Source organism: Dickeya zeae NCPPB 2538 (genome assembly GCF_000406165.1).
GTDB lineage: Bacteria > Pseudomonadota > Gammaproteobacteria > Enterobacterales > Enterobacteriaceae > Dickeya > Dickeya zeae.
On record NZ_CM001977.1, the window covers coordinates 3,860,623 to 3,878,599 of the forward strand.

Genomic DNA, 17,977 nt, shown 5'->3' on the forward strand with positions numbered 1-17,977 from the left:
TTTTCCGGTCGTTTCGCAAGGTCGTCGTGAGGGCCAGTCTGCCTCACTACCCAGAGTAGATTAGTACGGCAGCTCCATCAGGAATTTACGCAGCAGCGCAAAATCCGGGGCGAAGTGGTGTGACAGCAATGCCAGATCTGCACGATCAGCCAGCGCCTGCGGTAACGGCAAGGTTTTACCCAGAATCGCTTCCACACTCTCTTTAAACTTCGCCGGATGGGCAGTACCCAGGAACAGGCCGTATTCACCCGGTTGCAGTTGGTCACGCAACAAACGGTAAGCGATAGCTGCGTGCGGCTCCGAGGTATAACCCAGCGCTTCGAGTTCCAGCATGGTGGCTTTGGTGGTTTCGTCACTCACCGCACCAAACGCCAGATCCTTCAACTGCCAGTTTTTACGGCGGAACAACTCCTCCACGCGCGGCCAGTTGTTTGGCTGGCTCACATCCATCGCATTAGAGAGCGTCGCCACTGTCGGGTTCGGCTGCCAGGTGCCGTTTTGCAAAAAGCGCGGCACGGTATCGTTCGCATTGGTCGCGGCGATAAAACGCTTCACCGGCAGGCCCAGCGATTTCGCCAACAGACCGGCGGTCAGGTCACCGAAGTTACCACTGGGCACCGATACCACCAGTTGGTTGCGTGCTTCCTGTGGCAACTGCGCCACCGCTTCAAAATAGTAACTGATCTGTGCCAGCAGACGACTGATGTTGATAGAGTTGGCAGAGTTCAGCCCGATCGCACGTTTGAGTTCTTCATCATCAAACGCCTGCTTCACCAGCGCCTGACAGGCATCGAAATCACTGTCGATGGCGATAGTGTGGATGTTGCCACCCAGAGTACAGAACAGTTTCTCCTGCAACGGACTGATCTTGCCGTTCGGGTACAGAATCACCACCCGCACATTTTTCAGGCCGTAAAACGCGTGGGCAACCGCCGCCCCGGTATCACCAGACGTCGCAGTCAGAATCGTGATCGGTTGATCGCCCGCCACTTCCGCCAGCATCTGCGCCATCAAACGGCCGCCGAAGTCTTTGAACGCCAGCGTCGGGCCGTGGAACAGCTCCAGCGCGGCAATATCCTCGCTCACCGGTACTACCGGTGCCGGGAAGCGGAACGCCGCTTTCACACGCTGGTAGACGATTTCATCGGACATTTCATCACCAATGAACGCCGACAGGATGCGGCTACTGCGGGTGACAAAATCCTGCTCCAGCAGTTCATCAACGGTCGTACGGTCGAATTCAGGCAGCTCCAACGGGAAAAACAGGCCCTGATTGCTTCCCAGTCCTTTACGGATCGCCTCGGCGAAATTCACCTGTTCATTGTGATCTTTCAGATTGTACAGTTTCATGCGTTATCCCAGTTGTCGCGCGCCTGCGGTATCCAGACGGCAAATATGAACAAAACCTTCGTCGTTCTGCAGATAGTTTTCCCGCAGCCAGTTTGCCAGGCGCTGTGCAACGGCCATATCGTTGCACACGGAAAACAGCGTCGGCCCGGAACCGGAAATGCCACAGGCCAGCGCCCCTAATTCGTTGGCAGCCTGACGCGCCTCGGCAAACCCCGGCAGCAAGCGCGTACGATATGGCTCAGCGATCACGTCTTTCATCAGTGTGGCTGCCAGTTCCGCCTGACCGGTATGGCAGGCGTGAATGAAGCCCGCCAGATAGCGACCGTGGCTAATACAGTCCTGACGGCGATACTGCGCGGGTAAGATTGCCCGCGCTTCAGCCGTGGACACCTTGATGCCCGGATAGGCCATCACCCATAACCAGTCGTCAAATCCCGGGACTGGCTGACTGATGATGCCCTGCTCTTCTATCATCAGTTGCACGCCGCCCAGAAAGCACGGCGCAACATTGTCGTAATGTACGCTACCGGAAATACGACCTTCCAGCTCACCCATCAGTGCCAGCAGTCGGGTATCATCCAACGGCTTACCACAGAACTCGTTCATCGCCATCAATCCGGCGACCACCGAGCAGGCGCTGGAGCCTAAACCCGACCCAATCGGCATGTTTTTTTCCAGCGTCATGGCAACCGGTACGGTCTTGCCAATCTCCTGACAGAACCGCTCCCAGCACTGATAAACGATGTTATCTTTCGGGTTATCCGGCAGCTTGCTGACAAAACGCCCTTCATTGTGCAGGCTAAACAGATCCGCTTCGCGCACGCTGACGCAATCGCCCAACAGGGTACCATCCACCGGTGATACCGCCGCGCCCAGCACATCAAACCCCACGCTCACATTCCCAATGGATGCCGGGGCATAAATCTTCACCATTCTCACACTCCCACCTTCCACGACAGCGTACGCAGCAGGTCTGCAAATACCCCGGCCGCCGTCACATCATTACCTGCCCCGTACCCTCGCAACACCAGCGGCAGCGGCTGATAGTAGCGGCTGTAAAACGCCAGCGCATTCTCACCGTCCTTCACTTTGAACAACGGATCGTTACCGCCTACGGCACTGATCGTCACCTGACATTTGCCGTCTTCGATCTTACCGACGTAGCGTAACACTTTACCTTCTGCGCGCGCGGCTTCAACCCGGCTGGCGAATTCGTCATCCAGTTGCGGTAAACGTTCCAGAAAACTGGCCACATCGCCCTGCGTGTATTCCGCTGGCAGCACAGAGTCAACCTGGATATCTTCCAGTTCCAGCTCATACCCGGCCTCACGTGCCAGAATCAGCAGCTTACGCGCTACATCCATACCAGACAGATCGTCACGCGGGTCCGGCTCGGTAAAGCCTTTTTCTTTCGCCAGCAGCGTTGCGGCGGACAGCGGCATGCCTTCATCCAGCTTGCCGAAAATAAAGGATAAAGAACCCGACAAAATACCGTTGAAGCGGATGAGCTCATCACCGGCATTCAGCAGATTTTGCAGGTTTTCGATAACCGGCAGACCTGCGCCAACGTTGGTGTCATACAGGAATTTGCGACGTGACTTCGCCGCAACCTGCCGCAACTGGTGGTAGTAACGCAGTGAACCGGTGTTGGCTTTCTTATTCGGTGTAACGACATGGAAACCGTCTGCCAGAAAATCGGCATATTGATCGGCCACGACCTGACTGGAAGTACAATCGATGATCACCGGATTGAGCAGGTGATACTCTTTCACCAGACGGCTGAGCGCGGCCGGGCTAAATGGCTCACGCGCACGCGCCAGTTCGTCACGCCAGCGGTCCATCGGAATACCGTGCACGTTGGTGAGCATTGCTTTGGAATTGGCGATGCCGCACACCCGCACATCAATGTGTTTTTGTTTGAGCCATGACTGCTGACGCTGGATTTGTTCCAGCAGCGCGCCGCCTACACCGCCCACACCAATCACAAAGACGTCCAGCGTCTGATTGGTGTTGAACAGCATCTGATGCGCTACCCGCACACCTGTAGTCGCCACGTCGTTGTTCACGACAACCGAGATTGAGCGTTCGGACGACCCCTGTGCGATTGCCACAATGTTGATATTGGCGCTGGCCAGTGCGGTAAACAAACGCGCCGACAAGCCACGCAGCGTACGCATGCCGTCACCCACCACGGAAATAATCGCCAGTCGCTGCACCACATCCAGCGGCTCCAGCACACCTTCTTTCAGTTCCAGATAGAATTCGTCTTCCAGCGTTTTGCGTGCACGCGACAGCTCATTTTGGGATACACAGAAGCTGATGCTGTATTCGGAAGAGGACTGGGTAATCAGTACCACCGAAATACCGGCACGCGACATCACGGCAAACACGCGTGCAGCCATCCCGACCATTCCTTTCATGCCGGGGCCGGAAACGTTGATCATCGCCATGTTATTGAGGTTGGTGATGCCCTTGACCGGATAGCGGATATCGTCGCTTTCCAGCCCGATGAGTGTACCCGGGGCCTGAGGGTTTTCGGTATTCTTGATAAGGCAGGGGATTTGGAACTGGGCGATAGGAGCGATGGTGCGGGGGTGGAGAACTTTGGCACCGAAGTACGATAACTCCATCGCCTCCTGATAGGACATCGACTTCAACAATCGCGCGTCAGGCACCTGACGCGGGTCACAGGTATAGACGCCGTCAACATCCGTCCAGATCTCACAGCAATCGGCACGCAGACAGGCGGCCAGCACCGCCGCCGAGTAATCAGAACCATTGCGGCCCAGCACCACCAGTTCTCCTTTATCATTACCGGCGGTAAAGCCTGCCATCAGGATCACGTGGTTCGCCGGGATCACCAGGTCATTAATACGGCGGGTCGATTCAGCGATATCAACCGTGGACTCCAGATAGTGCCCTTGCGCCAACAGACTACGAACCGGATCGATGACCGACACCTGATAGCCACGCGCCTGAAATACCGCTTCCATAATCGCGATGGAGAGTTTTTCACCCCGGCAGATAATGCCTGCGTTGACGCTATCCGGGCATTGCCCCAGCAACGCAATACCGTGTAATACTTGCTTGAGTTGGGCGAACTCTTCATCTACCCGCGCTTTCAACCGGTTATAAGCAAAACCGGGCTGGGATTGGGCCAGTCCCTGCAATAAATCGGCAAAAATGACTTCTGCTTCGATGATATTTGGCTGGATGTCCTGTTTCGCCACGGTTTTTTCAATCATGGCTACCAAATGGTTGGTGATTTTCGCCGGTGCTGACAGCACCGTCGCGACTTGTCCCTGTCGTGCATTACTTTCGATGATATCGGCAACACGCGCAAACCGCTCCGCGTTGGCTACCGAGGTCCCGCCAAATTTCAACACTCGCATCTTGTCTATTCTCCTGAATTTTTTCTGGCCAAAAACGCCGAAACGCCTTTGAAAACCGCTTGCAACAGCCTTGTATCCTTGACGGGCAGAAACAAGCCCGCAATAACTGTAAAAAAAAAGCCCGCACTCTGAAGTGCGGGCTTTTTCTGGATTCATCTGTACGCGTCAGCCCGCACCGTTACTGGTAGTACCGGTGGTAATAATAATGGTGGTGGTAACCTGGCTGGTGTAATGCATCGCGTAGCGTTCTCGTGATTCAAAAAAATTATCTGCCCTATTAGTTAGGGCAATCGCCTTGCTAAGTCAACGGATTTCTTCATTTCGCTGTTTGCCCCACGATGACCGCAATGGGGAAAGCCTCTGCAGAAAAACAAAAAAGCCAGACAATTGTTCAGTAAATACGACTTGCCGATATGTTTCGCCGCATTACCTTCATTTCCCCTTATCTTCTGCCGACAAGGCTTTTTCTACATCATGCAACAGTCTGTGCAGCATGGCATTATCCCGTTGTTCCAATAACCCAAGACGCTGCTGGAGCCAGTCACGCAACTTTTCATCCTGCTGCGCGCCAACCCGAACCAGCAGGCGCGAAAATCGCTCACGCAGCGCAACCAGTTGTCCAGATTCTGCGGGTATCGGCTCCGCTACCGCCACCTGCATCAACGAGGCCAGTTGATAGCAATACACCATTACCGCCTGCCCCAAATTCAGTGATGGATAATCCGCCGCCATCGGCACACCGGTCAGGATATCCGCCAACGCCAGCTCTTCATTCGTCAGCCCGGAGTCTTCCCGGCCAAATACCAGCGCGGCAGAGCTTACCCATTGCTGCTTTTCCTGCAACACCCCCAGCAGTTGGGCTGGTTCGCAATAGTAATGAAAACGCGCACGGCTGCGTGCGGTTGTCGCCACCGTAAAATCAATATCCGCTAACGCATCGGCAAGCGTCGGAAAAACGTCGACAGCATCCAGAATATCGCCGGAGCCATGCGCCACCCAGCGCGCCGCGGGTTCAAGATGCGCACGGCTGTCCACAATCCGCAAACGACCAAACCCCATCGTTTTCATCGCCCGCGCCGCCGCCCCCACGTTCTCAGGCCGGGCTGGCGCCACTAAAATGATATAAAACTGCACATAACCTCCCAAACGACACCTGGCAGGTGCGCTGACGATTCAGATATAACGGCGATTTAGCCAGCCCTCTAGCGGGTTGGGTATACCAGACAGATGGACCGAAACGTCAACCCTGACACTCCAGCCAGGATGGGATAACCCCGTGAAAATGGAAACGCTTCAGCTATAAGCATTTATTATGCCGTGGTCAGTATAAAAATGTTAAATTGTGATAGATAGCAGCATTCGTAGCGCGTTTTCCACAAAGCGCTAACGTGCTACAATGAAATTTGATATATGTCAATGGAACCGTAGATTTGCCAGTCGGTGAAATCAGTGCTCACTGTTATGTTGCTGTTAATAAGGTTAAACTATGCGCCACAATAGGCCCTGTTGAAAAACCTCATCGCTACCTGTTATCAGGCCGTGCGTCAGGTGGAAACAAGTGCATCAACACGTATTTGCGTACTTGAGTCGGTCGGCGAACAAACGGTGAACATGATTTCCCAAAGCGCCCGAGAGAACCAGGACTTCTGTACTTTCGAATCTCTATATTAGTTGGCAATTTTAGGTAGCAAACATGCAGACCCCCCACATTCTTATTGTCGAAGACGAGTTGGTAACTCGCAACACCCTCAAAAGTATTTTTGAGGCTGAGGGATACGTTGTTCACGAGGCCACAGACGGTGCCGAGATGCATAACATACTGTCCGAGCATGATATCAATCTGGTCATTATGGATATTAATCTGCCGGGCAAGAATGGCTTATTACTGGCACGTGAACTGCGTGAACAGGCAAGCGTAGCGTTGATGTTCCTGACTGGTCGTGACAACGAAGTCGACAAAATTCTGGGCCTGGAAATCGGCGCGGATGACTATATCACCAAACCGTTTAACCCACGTGAGCTGACTATCCGCGCACGCAACCTGCTGTCACGCACCATGAATCTGGGTGGCGGTACGGAAGAACGTCGTCTGGTCGAAAGTTACCGCTTCAACGGCTGGGAGCTGGATATCAACAGCCGCTCACTGGTCAGCCCGAACGGCGAACAATACAAACTGCCGCGTAGCGAATTCCGCGCTATGCTGCACTTCTGCGAGAATCCGGGGAAAATCCAGTCACGTGCCGAGTTGCTGAAGAAAATGACCGGTCGCGAACTGAAGCCGCATGACCGCACGGTCGATGTGACTATCCGCCGTATCCGCAAACATTTTGAATCCACCGCCGATACGCCGGAAATCATCGCGACGATTCACGGTGAAGGCTATCGCTTCTGCGGCGATCTGGAAGACTGATCGCTAGCACATCAGGTACCACTAACCGGGTACCACGAAAAAGCCGGGATTGCTCCCGGCTTTTTTATTCACTCGCGGTTATTCTTTCGGCAATCGTCGTTATTTCACCCAAGGCAGGATCGGCACTGCGCTGAGCGCATTCTTCGGCGAACCATCCACCAGACGATCAGAATAAGTCAGATACACCAGCGCATTACGTTTCGCATCGTAAAAACGCACGACCTGCAATTTCTTGAAGATCAGTGAAGTACGCTGCTGAAACACCACATTCCCCTTGCCTTTACTGCTGGTGATCTTGTCACTCAGGGTGATAGGCCCTACCTGCTGACAAGAGATAGCTGCATCCGATGTATCTTCCGCCAGACCAAGCCCGCCTTTGATGCCACCGGTTTTCGCTCTGCTCAAATAGCAAGTGACATTCGCCACATCTGGATCATCAAACGCTTCCACCACGATTTTATGGTCTGGACCTAACAGTTTAAACGCTGTATCCACTGAACCTATCTCTTCTGCCCTGGCTGAGGTGATACCGAAAAACAGGGCTGCAACCGTCAATACAACTTGTCTTTTCATCATTGGCACTCTCTCACAATTGCCGTTCTTTCGCTCGTTGCCATCATGGCGTAGTTTCTGTGGTCTACAGACCGTTTGTCAGATAGATTTCTCTGGTGACCTATGTTAATCAAATTCTTTATTCATAAGGCACAAAAATCTTGGTAAGTGCGCCAGGGAAAAAGTTGCTATTATGCCGAGCTTATACGCTTAGCTCTCGGTGTGTTCTATGAGGACGATCTATGGATCAAGCCAGTATCATACGTGACCTGCTCAACTGGCTGGAGGGTCATCTGGACCAGCCTTTATCGCTGGATAATGTTGCAGCCAAGGCCGGCTATTCCAAGTGGCATTTGCAGAGGATGTTCAAGGACGTAACAGGTCATGCTATCGGCTCCTACATTCGCGCCCGTCGGCTCACCAAAGCGGCTGTCGCACTCTGTCTGACCAGTCGCCCTATTCTGGATATCGCCTTACAATACCGTTTCGATTCGCAACAGACCTTCACCCGCGCCTTCAAAAAGCAGTTTGCGCAGACGCCAGCCTCTTATCGCCGGGCAGATGACTGGAACACCTTTGGTATCCATCCACCGATTCGGCTGGGTGCGTTCACCATGCCGCAACCGCAATTTATCGCCATGCCGGAAACGCAGTTGGTAGGCCTGACACAGAGCTACAACTGTAACCTGGAACAAATCAGCTGTTTTCGCACCGAAATACGTATCCACTTCTGGCGTCAGTACCTGGGTGAAGTGAAACAGGTACCACCGGTGTTATACGGGCTGCATCATTCTCGCCCAAGTAAAGAGAAAGATGATGAACATGAAGTGCTGTATACCACCGCGCTGGAGCCTCATCATGTACCGGAAGGCGTGCACCCTGGCGAACCAGTCACACTCCCGGCTGGTGATTACGCGTTGTTTATCTACGAAGGCCCGGCGGACGATCTGCAGGATTTCATCATCACGCTGTACGACACCTGCCTGCCAACCTATAAACTGACCCGGCGCAAGGGGTTCGATGCCGAACGTTTTCATCCCAAAGGGGACCCAGACGCTGAACCCCCGAAAATCATACGCTGTGAATATCTGATTCCCATCCAGCGTTAACGCTGCAATTCATCCAACGCCGGAGCATCAAGATGAGACACATCTCCGGCCGTTTCCACTATCCAGCCCGGAGCAAGCCAAGGGCTTTGCTGGTAATCAACACGAGAGAGCGAGCAGTTGCGAAGGCGCAGACGGCGCTCTGCCCAGGCGGGCAAGCCCAGCAACGTACTTAGCAAACACCCCAGCGCAATACCGTGACTCACCAGCAGCGGGCGACTCCCCGGCTCTAACGCCTGGCATTTTTCCAGCACACGATGCATACGCACAGCCAACTCCGACATAGATTCACCACCGGGAATACGGCCATCACGGGTGCCATCCACCAATTGCTTACGCCAGCTTTCTTCTTCATGGCTTAGCGAATCAATCAGTCTTTCTTCCAGCACCCCCATGTTCAGTTCTCTCAGCCCCGGCTCCATGATGACCTGACAGCCACCGCAGGCCTGCGAGATAATATCGGCGGTATGTCGGGTACGCCCCAGATCACTGGTAAAAATATGGGTGATCCCCAATTTTTTTACCCTGTCGGCGACCAAACGAGCTTGATGTTCACCACCTGGGGTTAACGGACTGTCCGACTGCCCCTGGATACGTCGCGCCACATTCCACTCTGTTTCACCGTGGCGAACAAGATATACCTGTAACATGATTTTTTTCCGTTATACTGCGTCAAACTAACTACAAGGTAGGGAAACATTATGTACCATGTTGTCGCATCCACGACCAACCCGGCCAAGATTAGTGCCATAACTTTAGCATTTGCCGACGTATTTGGTGCAGATAATTGCCGTATTGAAGGGGTTGACGTAGACAGTGGCGTCCCCAGTCAACCGCTTGGCTCCGTTGAAACCCGAACAGGCGCAAGGAATCGCGTGATGAGGGCGCGTCAGGTCCGCCCAGAAGCTGATTTTTGGGTGGGAGTAGAAGCGGGTATCGAAGAAAGCATGACCTTCGCCTGGATGGTCATTGAAAATGCCACTATTCGAGGTGAATCCCGCTCGGCCAGCCTGGTATTACCACAAAGTATTCTGCAGGGAATCGGTCAGGGGCGTGAGTTAGGGGACGAAATGGCTCGCATTACCGGCATTCAGGACATCAAACGTCAGGGTGGTGCGATCGGCGTCTTTACCGATGGCAAGCTCTCCAGAACCAGCGTGTATTATCAGGCGCTGCTACTGGCACTGGTGCCGTTTCATAACCCGGTTTATCAGCAATCCATCCATGCGGCGTCTGCCTGAAATCCCCAGACGCTGCGACTACGCTTTCTTCTCTGGTAACAACTGCTCCTCCAGCCAGATTTTCAGCCTGACTGGAGCAGACTTGAGGCTATTAGAGCCACGGGTGATGGTAGCAATACCGGCACCCAGCTCATTTTTCAATTCACGCTGACTCATTTCGCCCCGCATCAATTCCTGAATAATGCGCACACGAGTACCGAGAGAGGCCCTCTCATCCGGGGTTAACAACAATTGCAGTAGCGGCTGTTCCAATCCTTCTGCCATTGCCTGCTGAAACAGGCTGACAAAAGCGTGCCAGTTTTCATCATCTGACTCGGAAAAACTCGGATCGTGAAGTGAAGGTAATGTCATAACGGCCACCATACTATTTAACTAGTACAGCAGCATAACATACTATTCCCTTCAAAAAAAAGTTCAGGAAAAAGGATAAACACCCGCCCCAACGAGGCGGGCATTGAGATAATCACGCGTTGCTGACAGTTACGCGTTAAATCCGCATGCAGCTTGGTGATAATCGGTCGCAGGTTGATTCATCAGTAACGTCGCTGCCACTCATTATCCATCAACAAAGCCGTCTGACGTTGTTGCATCAAACTGCGATAAAACACGTCATACGCCAGCACGTTTTTAACGTACCCACGGGTTTCAGAAAACGGGATGCTTTCCACAAACGCGATCGCATCAATCCGGCCATTAGTGTCTTTTAACCAGTTATTGACCCGCGACGGCCCCGCATTATAAGCCGCTGATGCCAGAATACGGTTCTGGCCAAACGACTGATAGACATAGTCCAGATAGCTGGTACCAAGCTGAATATTCATCTGCGGATCAAGCAACTGACTGCTATTGCTATAACTGGCGATGTTAAACATCTCAGCGGTGTGCTGCGCGGTGGCTGGCATCAGTTGCATCAGACCCGCTGCGCCTACAGCAGAACGAGCCTGTGGATTCCAGGCGCTTTCCTGACGAGCAATCGCCATGGCATAACTCTGGCTAATTCCTTTACCTTGTATTGCCTGACGGAAATCGTCACTCCATGCTAGCGGGAAACGCTCTTCCAGATTATCCCATAGTTTCGCCACTATCGTGGCCTGTACACTCAAATCATACCAATGTTGTTCTAATGCAAAGCGTGCCAGCGCCTCTTGTTGAGGCCTCTCCCGGCTGGCGACCAGCCCAGCCCACTCAGAACGTGCCAGGCTTTCCAGTCCCCAAAACATCAGCTCACGAACTCTTGCCACCTCTGGTGACTGCCCAATCGAGCGCTCCGGTTTGGCGGCAATTATGATCGTCAGCGGATAATTAACATTCAGTTTCTGTGCCGCAGCCATCGGGTAAAAACCGCGAATCTTCATCAGCTCGCGCAGCTGATTCTCGCCCTCTTGCTTTTGTCCTTGCTCAAGCAACAGTACGGCTCGCCAGTAACGCCATTCGTCTTTTTGCTGCACATCGGCTGGCAAGCGCGCCATCCACTGCGCCAGTCCAACACGATCGCCCTGCCCCAACGCCATACGGACACGTCGCTCCAGCAAGGGAGCAGAGGCACTACGCAAAATCACCGCATCACGCCAGCGCGCCTGTTCGTCAGTAGCATCGCTGCTCATCAGACGCCAGGCTATGTCATCTTCCATGCTCTGGCGGTCCTGCGGACGCATTTTTTGCAGTCGTACTAATTGCGGCAATAGGGCCAGCGCCTCATTGGGATCCTGACGGGCAATACGGCTAAACGCCGACACCACCACCCGGCGGGTAAAGTCCGTCGGGCCGACAGAGCGGGCGAATCGTTCAATTGATTTGGTATTACTTTGTAATTTTAGCAGCGCATCGGTGATGGTTTTGTAATCTGCCGGTAATTGCCGGGCAAGATGGTTGACCAACCCCGCACTGCCCGCATCCATCGCCAGCCGCATCCGCTCAAGTACCATCAGTGAGGTTAGGCCGCCTTGTTGCTGCCAGGCTGAAAACAGCTTGTCACAGGTTGGCGGCAGAGAACGGCCAGTCAGCCAGATCTCTTGTGTCTGCTCCCAAACGCCTTGCGGCTGCCCTGTCATGACTTTGGCATACAGATAATTGCAGAGCGAGGCGACGGGTTTAGGCTGCTGAGGGCTGAACGCCAACAGGCCGCTCCAGTCCTGACGACGGGCCAGTTCATTGATAAAACTGTTATTCAACGTCCGTACTGCGGGCAGTGTTGGGTGTGACGTCATAAACTGCCTGACCTGCACAGTACTAACCGTCGAGAGATCCTGCGTCAAAGAGCGGTATTCCAAATAGGGATAAAGCGGGTAATCACGCAGTGTCGGCATCAATTGGGAAACGACGTCCATCTGATTATTATCCCAAGCAGACTTTACTTGCTGGTAGCGCTGCCGCTGCTCATCGAGCGAATCTGCCAACACCTGGTACGAAACCCCAACGAGACACAGCACGGCGGCCACAGATCGCCAATACCCTATTTTGAACATACTGCCCTGACCTCACTCGTTATCGATTCTGCCATTGCGCCAGATGCCGCCGTCAATGCCCTATCAACATACTATCGATGTGTTATGCGTTATCAATTCCAGTACTCAGCTATACCGTTCCAGACCCACAGCAACGGCATTAACACCGGCAACATCTGACTTTTTCAAATCAAATCAGTGTGGCATATCCAGCCCGGCAACGATACGCCGAAAGCGCGCTAAAACAGAACGAAATTCACGGTGCTTTCCCCTTTTATCAACAGCGCTCGCAGTTTCAGCGGATACCGCGTCGATTACGCCACCCCAGATGGAAGCCGCCTCGCAGAGTCGGCAACACGATGACAGGATGGCTGGGATCATGAGGCGAAAACAGCTAAACTCCGTCAACAGTAAATTCCTTTTGCCGGCGGAGCACTTGTGCGCTTCCGGTATCATGCCCCTACAGGCGCCATGCTTTTAATGGCATAACGCTAAACTGGACAGAAAAAGAGGCTCAGAGCAACGTGGCTCAATACGTTTACACCATGCACCGCGTCGGTAAGGTTGTTCCGCCGAAGCGCCATATCCTGAAAAATATCTCCCTTAGTTTCTTCCCCGGCGCCAAAATCGGCGTGCTGGGTCTAAACGGTGCGGGTAAATCCACTCTGCTGCGCATCATGGCGGGGATTGATAAAGACATCGAAGGCGAAGCACGCCCGCAACCGGGCATTAAGATCGGTTATTTGCCTCAGGAACCCCAACTGAATCTGGAACACACCGTTCGTGAAGCCATTGAAGAGGCAGTCAGCGAAGTGAAACGTGCGCTGACTCGTCTGGACGAAGTTTACGCCGCTTATGCCGCCCCGGAAGCTGACTTCGATAAACTGGCGAAAGAACAAGGTGAACTGGAAGCGATTATTCAGGCGCACGATGGTCATAATCTTGATAATCAGCTAGAGCGAGCCGCTGATGCGCTGCGTCTGCCGCCGTGGGATGCCAAAATCGCCAATTTATCTGGTGGTGAACGCCGTCGTGTCGCTATCTGTCGCCTGCTGTTGGAAAAACCTGACATGCTGCTGCTTGACGAACCGACCAACCACCTGGATGCCGAGTCCGTCGCCTGGCTGGAACGCTTCCTGCATGACTATGAAGGCACCGTTGTCGCCATCACCCATGACCGTTACTTCCTCGACAACGTTGCCGGCTGGATTCTGGAGCTAGACCGCGGCGAAGGGATTCCGTGGGAAGGCAACTACTCGTCCTGGCTGGAACAAAAAGATCAGCGTCTGGCACAAGAAGCCTCCACCGAAGCCGCTCGTCGCAAATCCATTGAGAAAGAGCTTGAGTGGGTACGTCAAAATCCGAAAGGTCGACAGGCCAAAGGCAAGGCGCGTCTGGCTCGCTTTGATGAACTTAGCAGTGTGGAATACCAGAAGCGTAATGAAACCAGCGAACTGTTTATTCCGCCTGGCCCTCGCCTTGGCGACAAGGTGCTAGATGTTCAGAACCTTACCAAGTCCTATGGCGACCGGGTGTTGATCGACAACTTGTCGTTCTCCATTCCTAAAGGTGCCATCGTTGGGATTATCGGCCCTAACGGTGCCGGTAAATCGACGCTGTTCCGCATGTTGTCCGCTCAGGAGCAGCCGGACTCTGGCTCGATTTCACTGGGTGATACCGTTCAACTGGCGTCAGTCGATCAGTTCCGTGACAAAATGGACGGCAGTAAGACCGTATGGGAAGAAGTTTCCGGCGGCCAGGATATTATGCGCATCGGTAATTTCGAAATCCCAAGCCGTGCCTACGTTGGCCGCTTCAACTTTAAAGGCGTCGATCAGGGTAAACGGATCGGAGAGCTCTCCGGTGGTGAACGCGGCCGTGTACATCTGGCCAAGCTGCTGCAGGTTGGCGGCAACATGCTGCTGCTTGACGAACCAACCAACGATCTGGACATCGAAACGCTGCGCGCGCTGGAAAATGCCCTGCTGGAATTCCCTGGCTGTGCCATGGTTATTTCCCATGACCGCTGGTTCCTGGACCGTATCGCCACCCACATCATCGACTATCAGGATGAAGGTAAGGTGGAATTCTTTGAAGGTAACTTCACGGAATACGAAGAGTACAAAAAGCGCACGCTGGGTGCAGAGGCGCTGGAACCACATCGCATCAAGTATAAGAAAATGGCGTAACACTACGCCCTTTCTATTCTGCCCTATGCTGTCACAACCAGTTCCTGTGACGACAAAGCCCGCCGATTGGCGGGCTTTTCATTTGAATGCATTGACTTAACATCAGGTGTGGTGATTAAGCCACACCTGACAAGCCTCAGAACGTTTCCCAATTCTGCTCGCTGCGGCTACTTTTACCCGCGCCAATAGCGGCCACGGCAGGAATAGCCTGCAACGTTGGCCGGGATGGCAACGATGCGCGAGCTGAGTCACTGTCCCGACGATGACTCAACTTGAAGACTGCGACCGCCTGGGTCAACCGTTCAGCCTGCGATTCCAGTGAGGATGCGGCAGCGGAAGCTTCTTGCACCAACGAGGCGTTTTGCTGTGTTGTGCCTTCCATTTCCAGCACAGCCTGATTCACCTGCCCAATACCACGGCTTTGCTCATCAGATGCAGAGGCAATTTCACCCATGATATCCGTCACACTGACAACTGCTTTTACGATCTCGTCCATCGTATCGCCCGCTTTTGCCACCAGAACGGACCCCGCATCCACCAACTTGCCGGATTCACCAATCAGTGATTCGATCTCTTTCGCTGCCTGCGCGCTGCGCTGCGCCAGGTTTCGTACCTCACCAGCCACCACCGCAAATCCCCGCCCTTGTTCACCAGCACGGGCAGCTTCTACCGCCGCATTCAGCGCCAGAATATTGGTCTGGAAAGCGATGCTATTAATAACACTGGTGATCTCCGATATTTTTCTCGAACTGGAGGAGATATCCCCCATAGTTCTCACCACATCCTGAACAATAGAGCCACCTTGCTCCGCCTTGCTGGAAGCATTACGTGCCAGTTGGCTGGCATGGTTGGCGTTATCGGAGTTCTGCTTCACGGTGGAGGTCAGCTCTTCCATGCTGGCTGCCGTTTGCTCCAGCGCCGCCGCCTGTTGCTCCGTACGGGAAGAAAGGTCGACGTTACCCGCGCTAATTTCCGACGCGCCCTGATAGATAGAATCGGCACCTTCGCGAACCACCGTCACGGTATTGGTCAACGACTCCTGCATGTGCTGCAGGTTTTGCCCCAGAATACCGATTTCGTTGCGTCCCAGATTTTCAGCCGGTTGGGTCAGATCACCCTGAGCAATTTTCTGGATACGGGCAATCAGCACATTAACCGGTACCAAAATCGCCCGACGGATGACCAGATACGTCAGTGCGGCCAGCAGAATCGCTAAAATAAACGACGCCCCCATCAGGATATTCCCCAGACGGGCATTAGCAGAGGCCTGCGCATTAATACTGTTTGCGTGATCTGTCAGGTACTTCACTTCTTTTCGCACCTGAAGGGCATAATTCGTATCCAACTGGCGAGCCAGCGTCGTTTCCAGTTCAATGGTGTTTTCGAATTCACCGTTACGCACAAACTCCACCATCGGCAGCATTATCTTGTCACGATAGGCGGTATAGTTGGCGCTCAACTCAGAATCCAGGGATGTCTCTTGTGCGGATTTGTCAGTTCGCGCCATATACTCATCAAAGCGCTTCTGTGAGCTTTTGATGCGATCCAGACCTTCGGTAAAGGCCTGTTTGTAAGCCTCAGTATCACCGATACGCGACGATGCCACGGCCTGAACCAGCAACTGACGGGAAACACGCAGTTGATCCATACTGCTGCTGACCCCAGCCCGGATATCGGAAACCAGATTAGCCCGCTCCAGAGAGGCATTACTCTGTTTGAGAAAATAACTGGCAGTACCAATTGAGAGAGCAAACAGAACTAGAATAATGGTTAACAGGGTAATAAACAGCGTCACAAGACGAATGTTATTTATCGAAGAAATATTTCCTTTTTGTTCTGCCATTCCGATTTCTCACTTTCACTACAAGATGCTGAACACTTCCACTATCTCAACAGCAGAAGCACGTATAGCTTTGCGCCATTTAGTACTCCCTGACATACACCGGACCACTGCCACATCAGCGTCCGGCAAGGCAACAAACGTCACACTAAAGCACAAAACAAAACGACATTTTATTTTAATTGTATTGTTGTTTCTTTAAAAAAGAAAAACCGTGACGACTGTAGCATGCTCTATTGATAAGTGGTAACCAGAAACGTTCAAGTTCCTTTTTTATGATGAAGTCATCATATATCAGGCGGGGATATCCACCGAAAATTAGCCCTTGCAGGCGAAAAACACAGAAGATGGCAAACGAGGGTTTGCAGCCCATACGCTGATAGCCTGACGGTAACTGACAGGCAGAAGCAAGCTGCGCAAGGTTCGTTGCCCGACTGTACTTCCTGGGAAAACGGTATGATTTACCGTGATGAATAATCGCACAACGCGTCAAAGCCCAGTGCAAAATCAATAAAGCTATTCAGAGCAGGAGAGTTCAACTTACGCCCAGGATAAATCAAATAGAGATCGTTGGTATCAGCCTGCCATTCCGACAAAAGACAAACCAACTCACCGCTATCTATCTGCTCACGGCACAAAAATGCTGGTAACAACGTAATTCCACCATCCGCCAGTACACAAGCACGCGCATACAGCAGATTGTCAGTGATGTGTGATTGCGGCAACCGCCAGAGAAAATACTCCGCTTCACGGCGAAATCCCCATTCTGGCCAGGCGCGGTGCGCAATGCATCGGTGCGCTTGCAGTTCACGCGGGTGTGTAATCGGCGGCAATGCCGCCAGATAGGCATCGGAAGCAACCAGATAATGTGGCACCTGTCCCAGAGAACGACCAATCAGGGAAGAATCCTGCGGTTTGCCGGTACGCAACGCGGCATCAAACCCTTCGTCCACCAGATCAATGACCCGATCGGCCACTACGATCTCCAGTGACACCGCCGGAAAGCGAGACTGAAACTCGGCGGTCAAACGCGCCAACAAGGTTGCGCCTAATCCGGCCGGACTGGTTATTCGCAAACGCCCACTGGGTTTATCGCGTAAGTGTTGCATCGCCATCTCAGCGCGCTCGCTCGCCTGACGCATCTCCTGACAATGCACCAGATAGCGTTCACCTGCAAAGGTGAGGTTCAGCTTGCGAGTCGTTCGATTGAACAACCGCAACCCCAGAGACTGCTCTAATTGACTGACGCGTAAACTGAGACTCGACTTAGCCATACCAGCCTGTCTGGCCGCCTCGGTAAAACTGCCGCATTCCGCCACCAGGGCGAACAGCGCCATATCCTGCAATTGTCTGAACATGATTGTTCTTCTCAGTCGAACACGTCGTTAGTGATTGTCCATCTTATCAGTACTATCGACAGGTTCTACACTGTCGTTACATCCAACACGCAACG

Annotated in this window: 14 protein-coding genes and 1 other annotated feature; of the genes, 4 read left to right on the forward strand and 10 right to left on the reverse strand. The window is 53.1% G+C overall.

Annotated features, from left to right (window positions below):
• Positions 1 to 60: 60 nt before the first annotated feature.
• From thrC to DZE2538_RS16905, 4 genes are all read right to left on the reverse strand, one after another.
• Positions 61 to 1,350: a threonine synthase gene (thrC, locus tag DZE2538_RS16890; protein ID WP_019843339.1), complete on the reverse strand. Its 1,290-nt coding sequence runs from the start codon at positions 1,348 to 1,350 to the stop codon at positions 61 to 63.
• A gap of 3 nt (positions 1,351 to 1,353) precedes the next feature.
• Positions 1,354 to 2,283, reverse strand: coding sequence for a homoserine kinase (gene thrB / locus DZE2538_RS16895; protein WP_038914659.1), 930 nt, complete (start codon positions 2,281 to 2,283; stop codon positions 1,354 to 1,356).
• A gap of 2 nt (positions 2,284 to 2,285) precedes the next feature.
• Entirely contained in the window at positions 2,286 to 4,742 is a 2,457-nt protein-coding gene (gene thrA, locus DZE2538_RS16900) for a bifunctional aspartate kinase/homoserine dehydrogenase I (RefSeq protein ID WP_019843338.1), read from the reverse strand.
• A gap of 110 nt (positions 4,743 to 4,852) precedes the next feature.
• Positions 4,853 to 4,969: a sequence feature (Thr leader region), on the reverse strand.
• Between the two features lie 205 nt (positions 4,970 to 5,174).
• Positions 5,175 to 5,876: a tRNA/rRNA methyltransferase gene (locus tag DZE2538_RS16905; protein ID WP_023640807.1), complete on the reverse strand. Its 702-nt coding sequence runs from the start codon at positions 5,874 to 5,876 to the stop codon at positions 5,175 to 5,177.
• A 559-nt stretch (positions 5,877 to 6,435) separates the two neighbouring features.
• Between DZE2538_RS16905 and arcA the strand changes: the two genes are divergently transcribed.
• Positions 6,436 to 7,152, forward strand: a complete 717-nt coding sequence (arcA, locus tag DZE2538_RS16910; protein ID WP_012768295.1) for a two-component system response regulator ArcA — start codon at positions 6,436 to 6,438, stop codon at positions 7,150 to 7,152.
• Between the two features lie 99 nt (positions 7,153 to 7,251).
• Here the strand turns inward: arcA and creA are convergent, their stop codons facing one another.
• Positions 7,252 to 7,728: a protein CreA gene (gene creA / locus DZE2538_RS16915; protein WP_038914660.1), complete on the reverse strand. Its 477-nt coding sequence runs from the start codon at positions 7,726 to 7,728 to the stop codon at positions 7,252 to 7,254.
• Positions 7,729 to 7,946: 218 nt separating this feature from the next.
• Between creA and robA the strand changes: the two genes are divergently transcribed.
• Positions 7,947 to 8,813, forward strand: a complete 867-nt coding sequence (gene robA / locus DZE2538_RS16920) for an MDR efflux pump AcrAB transcriptional activator RobA (protein WP_038916841.1) — start codon at positions 7,947 to 7,949, stop codon at positions 8,811 to 8,813.
• Here the strand turns inward: robA and gpmB are convergent.
• On the reverse strand, positions 8,810 to 9,460 hold the full coding sequence (gene gpmB / locus DZE2538_RS16925; protein WP_019843334.1) for a 2,3-diphosphoglycerate-dependent phosphoglycerate mutase GpmB: 651 nt from the start codon (positions 9,458 to 9,460) through the stop codon (positions 8,810 to 8,812). The two genes, robA and gpmB, sit on opposite strands and share 4 nt — an antisense overlap.
• 51 nt (positions 9,461 to 9,511) lie before the next feature.
• Between gpmB and yjjX the strand changes: the two genes are divergently transcribed.
• On the forward strand, positions 9,512 to 10,051 hold the full coding sequence (gene yjjX, locus DZE2538_RS16930) for an inosine/xanthosine triphosphatase (RefSeq protein ID WP_012886237.1): 540 nt from the start codon (positions 9,512 to 9,514) through the stop codon (positions 10,049 to 10,051).
• 18 nt (positions 10,052 to 10,069) lie between these two features.
• Here yjjX and trpR read toward each other — a convergent pair whose 3' ends face one another.
• Together trpR and sltY are read right to left on the reverse strand one after the other, a co-directional pair.
• Complete coding sequence (trpR, locus tag DZE2538_RS16935) at positions 10,070 to 10,402, reverse strand: trp operon repressor (RefSeq protein WP_023640810.1); 333 nt, start codon at positions 10,400 to 10,402, stop codon at positions 10,070 to 10,072.
• 182 nt (positions 10,403 to 10,584) lie between these two features.
• Positions 10,585 to 12,516 (reverse strand): murein transglycosylase, encoded by a 1,932-nt coding sequence (sltY, locus tag DZE2538_RS16940; protein ID WP_026357732.1) that lies wholly within the window; start codon positions 12,514 to 12,516, stop codon positions 10,585 to 10,587.
• A 503-nt stretch (positions 12,517 to 13,019) separates the two neighbouring features.
• Between sltY and ettA the strand changes: the two genes are divergently transcribed.
• Positions 13,020 to 14,684: an energy-dependent translational throttle protein EttA gene (gene ettA / locus DZE2538_RS16945; protein WP_038916842.1), complete on the forward strand. Its 1,665-nt coding sequence runs from the start codon at positions 13,020 to 13,022 to the stop codon at positions 14,682 to 14,684.
• Between the two features lie 136 nt (positions 14,685 to 14,820).
• Here the strand turns inward: ettA and DZE2538_RS16950 are convergent, their stop codons facing one another.
• Both DZE2538_RS16950 and DZE2538_RS16955 read right to left on the reverse strand, forming a co-directional pair.
• Complete coding sequence (locus DZE2538_RS16950) at positions 14,821 to 16,527, reverse strand: methyl-accepting chemotaxis protein (protein ID WP_019843331.1); 1,707 nt, start codon at positions 16,525 to 16,527, stop codon at positions 14,821 to 14,823.
• 458 nt (positions 16,528 to 16,985) lie between these two features.
• Positions 16,986 to 17,882: a LysR family transcriptional regulator gene (locus tag DZE2538_RS16955; RefSeq protein WP_038916843.1), complete on the reverse strand. Its 897-nt coding sequence runs from the start codon at positions 17,880 to 17,882 to the stop codon at positions 16,986 to 16,988.
• Positions 17,883 to 17,977 lie beyond the last annotated feature (95 nt).